This window comes from Agrococcus jejuensis (assembly GCF_900099705.1).
Classification (GTDB): Bacteria; Actinomycetota; Actinomycetes; order Actinomycetales; family Microbacteriaceae; genus Agrococcus; species Agrococcus jejuensis.
Map to the genome: position 1 here is coordinate 1994314 of NZ_LT629695.1, position 13148 is coordinate 2007461.

The 13148-nt window shown below is 74.0% G+C and carries 7 protein-coding genes; 3 read left to right on the forward strand and 4 right to left on the reverse strand.

The window, feature by feature from the left end; translation table 11 throughout:
* Nucleotides 1–6: 6 nt before the first annotated feature.
* Nucleotides 7–981, forward strand: a complete 975-nt coding sequence (locus BLQ67_RS09415; protein WP_157674770.1) for a hypothetical protein — start codon at nucleotides 7–9, stop codon at nucleotides 979–981.
* On the opposite strand, the gene BLQ67_RS09420 is transcribed toward BLQ67_RS09415, so the two are convergent.
* From BLQ67_RS09420 to BLQ67_RS09430, 3 genes are all read right to left on the reverse strand, one after another.
* Entirely contained in the window at nucleotides 978–1910 is a 933-nt protein-coding gene (locus tag BLQ67_RS09420; RefSeq protein WP_092504507.1) for a hypothetical protein, read from the reverse strand. The genes BLQ67_RS09415 and BLQ67_RS09420 overlap by 4 nt on opposite strands.
* Before the next feature lie 140 nt (nucleotides 1911–2050).
* The gene (locus tag BLQ67_RS09425; protein WP_092504509.1) at nucleotides 2051–2518 is read right to left on the reverse strand and encodes a DoxX family protein; all 468 of its coding nucleotides are present in this window, start codon (nucleotides 2516–2518) and stop codon (nucleotides 2051–2053) included.
* 104 nt (nucleotides 2519–2622) lie between these two features.
* Entirely contained in the window at nucleotides 2623–4425 is a 1803-nt protein-coding gene (locus tag BLQ67_RS09430; RefSeq protein WP_157674772.1) for a DUF7507 domain-containing protein, read from the reverse strand.
* Between the two features lie 279 nt (nucleotides 4426–4704).
* Between BLQ67_RS09430 and BLQ67_RS09435 the strand changes: the two genes are divergently transcribed.
* Nucleotides 4705–11301 (forward strand): GH92 family glycosyl hydrolase, encoded by a 6597-nt coding sequence (locus BLQ67_RS09435; RefSeq protein ID WP_172802286.1) that lies wholly within the window; start codon nucleotides 4705–4707, stop codon nucleotides 11299–11301.
* A 131-nt stretch (nucleotides 11302–11432) separates the two neighbouring features.
* Entirely contained in the window at nucleotides 11433–12476 is a 1044-nt protein-coding gene (locus tag BLQ67_RS09440) for a LacI family DNA-binding transcriptional regulator (RefSeq protein ID WP_092504513.1), read from the forward strand.
* A 4-nt stretch (nucleotides 12477–12480) separates the two neighbouring features.
* Here BLQ67_RS09440 and BLQ67_RS09445 read toward each other — a convergent pair whose 3' ends face one another.
* Nucleotides 12481–13137, reverse strand: a complete 657-nt coding sequence (locus BLQ67_RS09445; RefSeq protein ID WP_092504515.1) for a TetR/AcrR family transcriptional regulator — start codon at nucleotides 13135–13137, stop codon at nucleotides 12481–12483.
* Nucleotides 13138–13148 lie beyond the last annotated feature (11 nt).

The following is a 13148-nucleotide window of genomic DNA, read 5'->3' on the forward strand; positions in this document are numbered from 1 at the left end:
GAGGACGTGACCTCCGACCCCGCCGACGCGACCGAGCGTGCCTCGTTGCGCGCGACGCGGTCGCGGATGCTGCGGCGGTCGCGGGGCATCCACATGCAGCTGACGAGCTGGTGGTGGTGGCTCGTGACGTGCATGCTCGTCGCGGTCGTCGTCGTGCCGACCCTGCTGCGTCCGCAGGACGACCTGCACTGGCTGTTCCTGGCGGGCTGCACCTACCTCGCGTTCCTCGTCGTCAGCAACGTCATCTTCGCGAGGACCGGCCTCGTGCTCGAGGCGGATCGCGTCATCGTGCACGGGCGCACGCGCACGTACGTGCTCGATCGCGACGACATCGAGCGATTCGGTGGCCGCCCCGCAGACGGCGGCCTCTGGGACTGGTTCGTGGTGCCGCGCGGGATGTGGCACCCGATGGCGAGCATCCACGTGTTCTGCAAGGACGGCACGACCGTCGTCCTCCGCGACATCCTCGGCGACGAGAACGCCTGCTCGCGGCTGGCTGCGGTGCTGAACGCGTGGCTCCAGGAACCGTGGGACCGGGGGTTTCTCAGGCGGATGGAGGCTCGCGCCGCGAGCGGTGCCCGCGGGCTCCGCGACGGCGCGACGCCCCCGGAGCGCGGGCTCGGGACGGGACGCCGTGGCCGTCCGTCGAAGGCGCGACTCACGCGCGCCGAGCGCGGCGGAGCCATCGCATCCGGCGTCGGCGGGCTCGCAGGCTACGTCGCGCTCGGCGTCGCCGCGGCCATCGCGTCGGATCCCTACGACGCGTCCTTCCCACCGGGACGGGCGGGCCTCGTGCGGCGCGTGGGCTTCGTGCTCGTCGATCCCCGCGCGGACGCGGAGCTACGGGTGCTCGGCTGGGTCGGCGCGCTCGCCGCTGCCGCTGGCTTCGCGTTCGTGCTCTGGTGCATCGTCGCCGTCAACCGCCGCCGCCAGGCCGACCGTGCCGAGGCCGCCGCGCGCCGCGCCGACCCGAGCGCCTAGGGCACGTCGAAGCGGGCGATGAGGATGCCCTCATCCTCGCCGCCGCCGCGGCCGGGCGCCTCGAGCACGCCCTCCCACCGGTACGTGCGGCCGATCGCCTGCACCGTCACGACCCAGCTCGTCTGGTCGATGTTGCAGTCGGCATAGAGGTTGAGCCGCACCTCGTACGTGCCCGACGGCGCCTCGCCGAGGGGCCACGTCACGTTCTCGTTGCGGATGCCGTCGATCTGGCACGACGGGTTCGAGTCGAGGTCGAGCTCGCCGCCCGACGACGACGTCGTCGCGCCGTAGTAGATCGTCTCGCCGTTCGGGTCGACGACGTAGAGGTCGACGTCGACGTCCTCGTTCCACGACACGCTCACCTGCACGTCGCCCGTGCCGACCTCGACGATCGACACGTTCGTCGCATCCACGGCGCTCACGGTGCCATCGGTGCCGACGACGGCGACGACGACCGAGAACTCCGTCGACGGCGGCGCCTGCGACACCGTCACGACGATCGACGTCGAGGTGGTCGCGGCACCGAGGGCGATCTCGTACGAGCCCGGCCACGCCGTCGGCGTCGCCGAGCCGACCGTCGTCGAGCCGGCGCCGACGAGCACGGTGTCGAACGGCACGTCGGACTCGACGACGATCTCGATCGAGCCGCCGTTCACGGCGATCGCCGAGTCGCTCGTCTGCACCGCGCCGCCCTCGCCGCCCGCGACGGCGTCGCCCGACGCCGAGCCGACGGCCGCGCCGCCCTCGGCGGTCGCGGCGGTCAGGTAGTCGTCGAGGCTCGCGTCGGCCGGCGGCTGCGTCGTGGTGGGGTCGCTCGTCGTCGTGGGGCTCGGCGGCTGCGGGATGCTCGGGATGCAGCCCGTGAGCGCGACGGCCGCCGCGAGGATGGCGGCGGCTACGGCGAGCGGGCGACGGTGGGAGACGTGCATGTCGCGAGGCTAGGCCTCGTCGCTGGATGCGCGCCGCCCGGACCGAGCGCATCCGCGCCGAATCCGCGCCGCGCAGGGGTCTCGGGGGCCCATCGCACGCGAGAGCCCGCGCACGTGCGGTTTCGACGCGGCGCGCGCCCTCAGCGCGCGGCCGCGGGCGCCCCGACGCGCGACGGCCGACGTGCGAGGCGTGCGGCGAGGATGGCGTCGAGGCCGAAGCGTCCGCTGCCCGCGATGCCCATCGCGGCGGAGGCGACGGCGAGCACCGCCGGGTACTCGAAGCCGCCCGCCTGCGCGAAGAAGCCCGCGGGGCCGTGCACGAGCACCGCGGCGACGCCGAGCACAGCGACGAACGCGATGGCGACGAGCGGCACGAGCAGGCCCGCGATCATCGCGGCGCCGCCGAGCACCTCGACGGCGATGACGGCGGGGGCCGCGAGGTCGGCGAGCGGGATGCCCATGTCGCGGAATCCGGATGCGGTGCCGGCGATGCCGCCGCCGAGCAGCTTCTGCAGGCCGTGGGCCATCATGACGCCGCCGAGCACGACGCGCAGCAGCGCGAGGGCGGCGTCGGTGGCGAGGGGCGAGCGGTGGTCGGTGGATCGCATGGGGTGCTCCGTCCGTCGGGATGCCCAGGCTGGCACGTACCCCGAACCCCGGCGTTACGACGACGTGAACGTTCGCGAGCCCTCGACGTTGCAGCCGTGTGACGTCAGCGCGTGCGGCGCCGCAGCACGACGCCGAGCCCCACGAGCAGCGTCGCCATCGCGACGATCCACGCGACGGGCGCGAGGTCGGAGCCCGTCGCGGGCAGCGTGCCGCTCGCGCCAGGGTCGACGGACGGCGGGGTGCTCGGAGGGGTCGACGGCGTCGTCGTGGGCGGCGCGGTCGACGGCGGGGCGACCGCCGCGACCGTCACGACGGCGCACGAGGCGGTCTCGTCGTCGACGCACGCCTCGACGGGCTGCAGCGCCACGGTCGTCTCGCCGACCGACGCCGAGCCGCTCGCGCGCAGCTCGAGCACGGCGCCCGGCTGCGTCTCGCGCACGACGCCCGTGAGCGTCAGCGTGGCGGTCTCGCCCGCGGCGAGCTCGCCGACCTCCCACCGCACGCTGCTGCCCGATGCGCCCCCGTCGGTCACGACGCCGCCGCCCGCATCCGTCACCTCGAACCCGTCGGGCACCGGGGCCTCCACGACGGCGCCGTCGAGCGTCGTGACGCCCGTGTTCCCGACCGTCGTCGTGAACGTCACCGTCTCGCCGGGCTGCGCCTCGCCCGTCGACGCGCTCGTCGCGATGGATGCCGACGGGTCGACCACGCCGAGATGCCACGACGAGTCCTGCGCCGACGGCGACGCGGCACCCGCGACGGGCGCACCGCGCGAGTCGACGGGCAACCCCGTCGCCGTCGCCGTGTTCGCGTGCTGGCCGACGACGACCGTGCCCGTCGCCGCGCAGTCGACGGTCGCGCCGACCGGCAGCAGCGGGATGACGTTCGTGCCGTCGCCGCAGTCGATCGCCGCGGCATCCACCCGATCGTCGGTCACGGTCACCGACGCGAGGTCGGTCGTGCCCGAGTTCGTGACGGCGAAGCCGTAGTCGACGGGCTCGCCGGCGACGAGCCGCGGGCCGGGCGCGGCCGCGACGTCCTGCCCGTCGGTCGTCTTCACGAGCTGGATGCCCGGCGCCGGCGCGCTCGTCGGCAGCAGCAGCCCGAAGCGCGTGACGCCGGCTCCCTGGCGGTTGGCGAGCTCGAGCGTGAGGGTCGAGACGGGCTGCGTCGTGACGAGCACCTCGGTCATGCCGCGGTCGACGCACTGCGGCGTGATGGCGTACCCGCCGGTGTCGGCGTCGAACGTGACGGTGGGCGTCGGCGTGGGCTGCGAGCCCGACACGACGACGCGGTACTGGTAGTCGAGCCACGGCCCGGTCGCCGACGACGTGGCCGCGAACCGCTCGTCGATGCCGCCGACGGTCGCGCTCTGGCACACGTCGACGTCGGACACGGCGATGCGCGAGCCGGCGGGCAGCACGCCGCCCGCGAGGCCCGAGAAGTCGAACGCGTACGAGAACGCCCACGTCTGGATGCCCTGCTCGACGGCGAAGCCGCTCGTGAGCACGTCGTTCGCGCCCGGCCAGCCGTTCGGGGCGCTCGTCGGCGCCGCGGGGTCGAAGTACGCGGTCGCGCCGGTGGTGCCCGCGGCGCCGGCCGACAGCGGCGTCACGGCGAGCGCGACCGTGCCGTCGAGCGCGGGATCGAGCACGCGACCCGTCGCGCCGGCGGGCTCGTGCACCTGCAGCGTGAACGCCGTGGAGCCCGTGATCGCCGCGGTCGTGCGGGCGACGCCGTCGGTGCCTGCGGGCTCGAGGCCAGCCCACGATCCGGCGGGCGCGGCGGCGCTCGACGCGAAGCGCGGCGCGATGGCGACGGGTGCCGCCTGCGCCGCTGCGGGCGCCGCGAGCGCGACCCCCAGGGCGGCGACGATCGCGGTGGCGGATGCGGTGCGGATGCGCATGCTGCTCCTCATGCCGAGCGTCGCGGTTGCCCGACTGTACCCCGCGGGCGCGCGGCTGGCGAGGGGTCGCGGGGTGCGGACGCGCGGGGGACTCGGGCCACGATGCGGTCGCGCGCCGCTGCGCCGACGCACCGCATCCGCATCGGAACGCTTGACGAACGCCACGGCATCCGCATAGCCTGCCCACGACTGACAACGATGTCAGTCACGGCACCAGGAGTTCGCATGCTGCACCGTCGCACGCCGCTGTCCACCCGATCCCGTCGGATCCTCGCCCCCGTGGCAGCCGCGCTCGCGGCCCTGCTCGCCATCCCGCTCATCGGCCTCGACGCCGCTCCCGCCGTCGCCGCCGACCCGCCCTTCACGACGTCGTTCGAGACCGCCGACGTCGCCGCGCACCCCGTGCCGCCGTCGGAGGCGTACGAGCCGCCCGTCAACGTGCAGGGAGGCACGCTGCCGGCGTCGAGCCTCACGTCGCAGATCTCGGCCGTCACCGCATCCGGCGAGAACCCTCCCGGCGAGACCGCCGTGCGCCTCTTCGACGGCGATGCCGGCTCGAAGTGGCTCACGCGCACCCGCACGGGCTGGGTACAGATGGACTTCGCCGCCCCCGTGACCGTCGTGACGTACGCGCTCACGACCGCGAACGACTCCGCCGACCGCAACCCGCGCGACTGGACCCTGCAGGGCTCCGACGACGGCGAGACGTGGGTCGACGTCGACGCGCAGGTGCAGCAGCTGCGCGCCGCCGCCCCCTTCACGCAGGTCGAGTACGCGCTCGCCGCGCCCGCGACCCACCAGCACTTCCGACTGCAGATCACGGCCAACGACGGTGCGCCGCTGCTGCAGCTGGCCGACCTCGACCTGCGCGGCGAGGACACCGGCGCCGTCGCCTCGCCGATGCGCACGACCGTCGGCAGCGGCCCCGCGTCGGGCTACAACATCGCCTCCAACCGCGGCTTCGACGGCCTCGCGGCCGTGCTGTACCGCGGCCAGCACCTCGGAGACGGCCCCGCGTCGTCGACGAACGTGCTCGTCGACGACCTCGACGTGACCATCGCGGCCGACTCCGAGCTGTCGTACGCCGTGCTGCCCACCCTCTACGCCCTCGACCTGCAGTACCCGTCGACGTACGTCGCGCTCGACCTCGTCATCGAGACGGCCGCCGGCGAGACCGTGCGGATGTCGGATGCGCAGCTCGTCGACCAGTACGGGTTCCCCGCCTCCGCGATCGGGCAGGGCGAGGCGCACTCGCTGTACGCCGACCAGTGGAACCAGATCCGCGTGCCGCTCGGCAGCCTCGAGGGCGGCACCATCACGCAGGTGCTGCTCGAGTACGACAACCCCGGCGGATCCGCCGCGACGCGCTTCTCGGGCTGGGTCGACGACCTGTCGATCGCTCCCGCGACGCCCCTCGACGCCGAGACGGTGCTCGACCACGTCGACACCCGCCGCGGCACCAACTCCTCCGGCGGCTTCTCGCGCGGCAACAACATCCCCGCCACCGCCGTGCCCAACGGCTTCAACTTCCTCGTGCCGATGACGAATGCGACGTCCCAGTCGTGGCTGTACGACTGGCAGTCGCGCAACACCGCGAACAACCTGCCTGCGCTCGAGGCGCTCGGCATCAGCCACGAGCCGAGCCCCTGGATGGGCGACCGCGCGCAGCTCGCGATCATGCCGAGCCTCGACACCGCGCAGCCGTCGGGCACGCCCGCGTCGCGCAGGCTCGAGTTCAGCCACGACGACGAGGTCGCGACGCCCGAGGAGTACGCCGTCGACTTCGTGAACGGCCTCTCGGCAGCCATGACGCCCACCGACCACGGCGGCATCATGCGCTTCGACTTCCCCGACGGCGCCGACCTCGGCACCGTCATGGTCGACCAGGTGCAGGGCCAGTCGGGTCTGCGGATCTCGGCGGATGGCGTCGTGAGCGGCTGGGTCGAAGGCGGCAGCGGCCTCTCGGCGGGCTCGTCGCGCATGTTCGTGTACGGCACGTTCACCGACGCGCCCGTCGCGACCGGCATGGCGTCGCAGCGCACGACCGCGGCGTGGGCGCGCTTCGAGACCGGCGAGGAGCCGCTCGAGCTGCGCTTCGCGACGTCGTTCATCTCCCTCGACCAGGCGCAGCGCAACCTCGACCTCGAGGTGACGGGGAGCTCGTACGGCGAGGTGCGCGACGCCGCCCGCGACCTGTGGCTCGATCGCCTCGAGGTCGTCGACCTCTCGGCGTCGAACGCCACCGAGGCCGAGCTCGTCACGTTCTACTCGGGCCTCTACCGCCTGAACCTCTACCCGAACTCGCAGTCCGAGAACACCGGCACCGCCGAGGCGCCGGTGTGGCAGTACGCCTCGCCCGTGCGCGCCACCGAGGGTGCTGCGACGGCGACCGAGACGAACGCCGTCATCATGGACGGCCAGATCTTCGTCAACAACGGCTTCTGGGACACGTACCGCACCGTCTGGCCGCTGTACTCGTTCCTCTACCCCGAGGTGACCGAGCGACTCGTCGACGGCTTCGTGCAGCAGTACCGCGACGGTGGATGGATCGCGCGCTGGTCGTCGCCGGGCTACGCCGACCTCATGACCGGCACGTCGTCGGATGCGTCGTTCGCCGAGGCGTACACGTCGGGCGCGATCTCGACGGGCCTCGCCGAGCAGGCGTACGAGGCGGCGCTGCGCAACGCGACGGTGTCGTCGGCGAGCGACACGACGCTCGTGAACCCCAACGCCGTGGGCCGCAAGGGCATCACGACGTCGCAGTTCCTCGCCTACACGGCATCCACGACGGGCCAGAGCGTCTCGTGGGGCCTCGAGGGCAACATCAACGACGCGGCGATGGCCGACATGGCCGCGATGCTCGCGACCGATCCCGACGTCGACCCGGCGCGCCAGGCGGTCTACGCCGAGCACGCCGTCTACTTCGACTCGCGGGCGAGCGACTTCGTGAACATGTTCGACCCGAACGTCGGCTTCTTCCAGGCGCGCGAGCCCGACGGCACGTGGCAGCTCTCGCGCGACGAGTACGACCCGACCGACTGGCAGAACCACGCGTACACGGAGGCGCCGGGGTGGACGTTCGCCTTCCACGCGCCGTTCGACGTGCCGGCGCTCGCAGCCCTCTACGGCGGCAGCGACGGGCTCGACGCGAAGCTCGAGGAGTTCTACTCGACGCCCGAGACCGCCCAGTCGAGCGGCATCCACGAGGCCTTCGAGGCTCGTGACGTGCGGATGGGGCAGTTCGGCTTCTCGAACCAGGTCTCGCACCACACCCCGTACATCTCGGCCGCGAACGGCGACCCGACGACGACGCAGGAGGTCGTGCGCGAGGTGCTGTCGCGCCTGTACGTCGGCAGCGAGATCGGCCAGGGCTACGCGGGCGACGAGGACAACGGCGAGACCTCGTCGTGGTACGTCTTCTCGGCGCTCGGCTTCTACCCGCTCGCGCTCGGCTCCGGCGAGTACGTCATCGGCTCGCCGCTGTTCGACCACGCCGTCGTGCACCGCGACGACGCGTTCGGCGGCGACCTCACGATCACGGCGCCTGGCAACGACGACTCGACGATCTACGTCGGCGGCGTGAGCCTCGATGGCGAGGCCCTCGACACGCCCGTGCTGAGCCAGGCGGCGCTGCAGGAGTCGAGCTCGCTGGCGTTCTCGATGCAGGCGGAGCCGTCGGCATGGGGCTCGTCGAGCACCGACGAGGAGGTCTACGAGCCGCTCGTCGACGCGACGAACCCGTACCTCAGCACCATCGGCGCCGGGCTCGAGGGCCCCGCGCTCGGCGGGCTCGTCGACGACAACTCGACGTCGGAGGTCACGTTCGGCACCGAGACGCCCACGCTGCAGATGCAGCTGCGCGGCGGCTCGTCGACGACGACGATCTACACGATCACGAACGGGGCGACGGGCTCGTCGCCGACGGCGTGGACCCTGTCGGGCTCGAACGACGGCACGTCGTGGACGACCGTCGACGAGCGCGCCGACGTCGTCTTCCCGTGGGCGACGCAGACGATGCCCTTCGTGGTGCAGGACCCTGGCGCGTACGCGCAGTACCGCCTCGAGGTGCTCGCGTCGACCGACGGCCCGACGACGCTCGCCGAGCTCGAGCTGCTCGGCGAGGTCGACCCCGGCCCGTTCGCCGTCACGCCCGCCGAGGGCCTCACGGCCTGGGTCGGCACCGAGCTCGACGCGCCCGTCGCGACCGTGCTCGGCACGCCGGAGGGCACCGAGCCCACCGCGACCGTCGACTTCCTCGACGGCGAGGGCCCCGTGGAGGCCGAGCTGCGGGCGCTGCCCGTCGGCGGCGGCTACGAGGTCGTGGCACCGCACGCGTTCGACCTCGCGGGCGTCTTCACGGCGTACGTCACGGTCACGGCCGGCGACCTCGTGGCCACCGCGCGCACGCAGGTGACCGTCGCGCGTCCGTCGACGACCGCCGAGGCGATCGCGGCGCTCGCGAACGTGAACTGCTTCGCCGACGCATCCGCAGGCGGCAGCTGCGACGGGCAGGGTGCCGCCCTCGACCTCGCGCAGCTGCAGGCGACGGGGCTCGCGTTCGGCTCGCCCGAGACGGTCGACCTGCCGGTCGGCACCGGCACGGGCACGTTCACGTACGTGCTGCCTGCGCTGCCCGGCGCCGCGAACGACACGATCGTGCCCGACGGCCAGGTGCTGCCGGTGCGCGTCGGGGCGGATGCGACGCACGTGTCGTTCGTCGGCACGGCCAACGAGGGCGAGCAGTCGACGACGCTCACGCTCACGTACGCCGACGGCTCGACGCAGGACGTGCCGGTCACGTTCGGCGACTGGGTCGGCGGCACGACGTCGCCCTCGGCCGGCAACACCATCGTGGCGACGGTGCCCGGCAGGCTCACGGGCCCCGGCTCCACCGACACGAAGCCGTCGTCGCTGTTCGCGACCGCGCCCGTCGCGCTGTCGACCGGGGCCGACGGTGCGGCGCTGCCGCTCGTGTCGGTCACGTTCCCGCCGTCCGACGGCACGCTCGCGAGCGGGCAGGTGCACGTCGCCGCCGTCGCGTTCGACGGCACGCTGCCCGAGCCGACGCTGCAGGTCGCGCCCGTCGCGCCGACGCTCGAGGCGAGCGTCGACGCCGAGCTCGAGCTCGACCTCGCGACGATCGACGGCGTGGATGCCGCGGCCGACGAGGTCACGGCGGTCGTCAGCTGGGGCGACGGCACGCCGTCGGACATCGCGCGCATCGACCTCTCGGGCGCTGCGCTCGATGCTCCGACCTCGGTCGAGGCGAGCCTGCAGGCCGAGATCGTCGACGGCATCGTGCGCGGGTCGCACGCGTACCTCGCCGAGGGCACGTACACGATCAGCGTCACGGTCGACGACGGCACGGCGAGCACCATGACGACGATCCCGATCGTCGTCGGCCCTGCCGTCGAGCCGGTGCCGACGATCACGGTGCCCCCGGGCGCCGTGGCCCCGGGTGCGATCGTGCCCGTCGACGGCACGGGCTTCACGCCCGGCGAGGACGTCACCGTGACGTTCTCGGGCGGTGGCGACCCCATCGGCGTCGAGGCGACCGACGGCACGTTCCGCGTCGAGGTGCCGGTCGGCGACGTCGCCGACGGCGACTACGTCGTGACCGCGACGGGCGACGAGTCCGCGACGCCCGCGACCGCATCCATCACGGTCGAGACGCCCGCGGTGCCGTCGTCGACGACGCTGCAGGCAGCGCTGTCGACCGTCGAGATCGGCGACGACATCGTGCTGACCGCGACGGTCGCCGTCGGCGGCTCGGCGGCGACGGCGGGCTCGGTGACCTTCTCGGAGGGCGCCGAGGTCGTCGGCACCGCGCCGGTCGTCGCCGGCACGGCCACCGTCACGATCGACGCGCCATCGCTCGGCGATCGCACGTTCGTCGCGAGCTTCTCGGGTGGCGACGGGGTCGCGGCCAGCGCCTCCGGCCCCGTCACGGTGTCGGTCGTGGCCGACTCCGGCGCCGACGTCGAGACGTACGCGGGTGCGAGCAGGTACGACACGAACGTGCTGGCGTCGCAGGCGCACTTCGAGCCCGGCGCACCGGTCTACATCGCGGCGGGCGGCACGTTCCCCGACGCGCTCGCCGCCGGACCCGCCGCCGCGCACGACGACGCGAGCCTGCTGCTCGTGCCCGGCGACCGCATCCTCGACGGCACCCTCGTGGAGCTCGACCGGCTGCAGCCGCCGTCGATCACGATCGTCGGTGGGCCGACGACCGTGAGCGACGGGGTCGAGGATGCGCTCGCGGCGCGGTTCCCCGACGCCGACGTGACGCGCATCGCGGGCGTCGACCGGTTCGACACCGCGGCGCGCATCGCGACCGAGGTGTTCGGCGAGGCCGAGACGGCGTTCATCGCGAGCGGCGAGGTGTTCCCGGATGCCCTGTCGGCGAGCGGCGTCGCCGCGGCGATCGGCGACGTGCCGGTGCTGCTCTCGGCGCGTGCGGGCCTGCCCGACGTGTCGGCGGAGGCGCTGCACGACCTCGGCGTCGAGCAGGCGTGGGTCGTGGGCGGCAGCCCGAGCCTGTCGTACTCGGTGATCGTGGCGGCGCGGATGGAGACGGGCAGCGCCGAGCGCATCTCGGGCCCCGACCGCTTCGCGACGAACGCGGCGCTCGTCGAGCGCTTCGTCGACGTGGAGGCTGCCGACGGCATCGTGGTGGCGACGGGGATCAACTTCCCCGACGCCCTGTCGGCGAGCGCCCTCGTGGGCGCGACGGGCGACCCGCTGCTGCTCACGTACGACGCCTGCGCGGCGGCGCCCGTGAGCGCGGTCATCGCGGCGATCGCCCCCGACGTCGTGCGCAACGTCGGCGGCCCGCCGTCGCTGCTCGCGACGGCGTGGAGCACCACCTGCTCGTAGCGATGCCGCGGCGGGCCCGGGCGGATCGACCGCCCGGGCCTGCCGCGTGCGCGCGCGACGTGCGACGCTAGGGGCACGACGGTGGGACTCGACGCGGCGACCCATGGGAGCAGGACCTCGGGAGGTGCCGCATGACGACGACGCACGACGACGTCGCGCGCACGCCTGCGCCGCGCGCCGGGCACCGTGTGCCGACGCTCGTCGACGTCGCCGAGGCGGCCGGCGTGAGCATCAAGACGGCGTCGCGGGCGCTGAACGGCGAGCCGAACGTCGCCGACGCCACGCGCGGCCGCGTGCGGGCCGCGGCGTCGACGCTCGGCTTCACCCTCAACTCGGCGGCGAGCCAGCTGCGGCGCGGCACGGCCGTGCGCACCGTGGGCCTCGTCGTCGGCGACCTCGCGAACCCCTTCTACATGGGCCTCGCGACGGGCGTCGAGCATGCGCTGCGCGAGCACGGCCTGCAGCTGACGATGGCGTCGTCCGACGAGGATGCCGCGACCGAGCACGCGATCGTCGAGGACCTCGTGCACCGGCGCGCGACGGGCATCCTGCTCGTCTCGACGCTCGACGAGCACGGCGAGCTGCGCTCGGTGGGCGACCGGGGCGTGCCGCTCGTGCTCGTCGACCGCGCGCCGTCGGGCATCGAGGCGGATGCCGTCGTGATCGACAACGTCGCGGGCACGACCGCGGCGATCGCGGGCTTCGTCGCGCGCGGCCATCGCCGCATCGCGTTCGTCGGCGACCTCGAGCGCCTGTCGCCGCAGCGCGAGCGGTACGCGGCCTACGCGGCGGCGCTCGCGGCCGCGGGGCTGCCGCTCGACCCGGCGCTCGTCGTGCGCGGCTCGCACTCCGCCGTCGCCGCCGAGGGTGCCGTGCGCGACCTGCTCGCGCTCGACGAGCCGCCGACCGCCGTCTTCACGGCGAACAACCGCGTCACGATCGGCGCGATCGGCGCGTTCCGCGACGTGGCGCATCCGCCCGCCCTCGTGGGCTTCGACCACTTCGAGCTCGCCGACGCGCTCGGCATCACGACCGTGGGCGCCGACACCGCGGCCCTCGGGCGCGAGGCCGTCGCGGCGCTGCTGCGCCGCGGCGACGGCGAGCACGTGCCTGCGACGCGAGCCCTGCCCGCGACGCTCGTCGCGCGCGGCTCGGGGGAGCGGGCGCCCGCCTGACGCCTCAGGCGCCCGTCGCGCCCGTCGCGCCCGTCGCGCCCGGCGGTCTCGGCAGCGATCCCGCGGGCAGCCCGAGCGACCACTCGGCGACGTCGGCCACGAACGCCTTGTGCGTCGCGGGCGATGGCAGCTCGGTGACGTTGACGTAGGAGCCCGAGCCGTCGACGGCGATCCAGATGCGCGCGGCGGCGACCTCGGCGTCGGATGCGGGGATGTCGCCGTCGGCCATGCCCTCGGCGAGCAGCTCGAGCAGGCGCTCGCGGTCGAGGCGGTCCTGCTCGCGCAGCGCGGCCTCGAGCGCGGGCGTGAAGCGCGAGAGGTGGCGCGCGTTGAGCCAGAGGCGCGCGAGCGGCTCGGAGACGCCGCTCTCGACGTGCGCGACGAAGTGCCGCACGCCCGCGAGGCCGTGGAGCTCACGGGGGAAGAAGCGCTCGCGCTCGACGATCGCGGCGCGCTCGAAGCCCTGCACGACGACGTCCTCGACGGCGGGGAAGTAGTGCGTGATGAGGCCGGGGCGCACGCCGAGCCGCTCGGCCAGGGCGCGCAGCGTGATGCGCTCGAGGCCGCGCTCGAGGGCGATGACGGCCGCCGCCTCGAGGATCTCGGCACGGCGCTCGTCCGGCTGCTTGCGCGTTCGTCGCGGGGTCGTGCTTGACGCCATGGCATCCATGC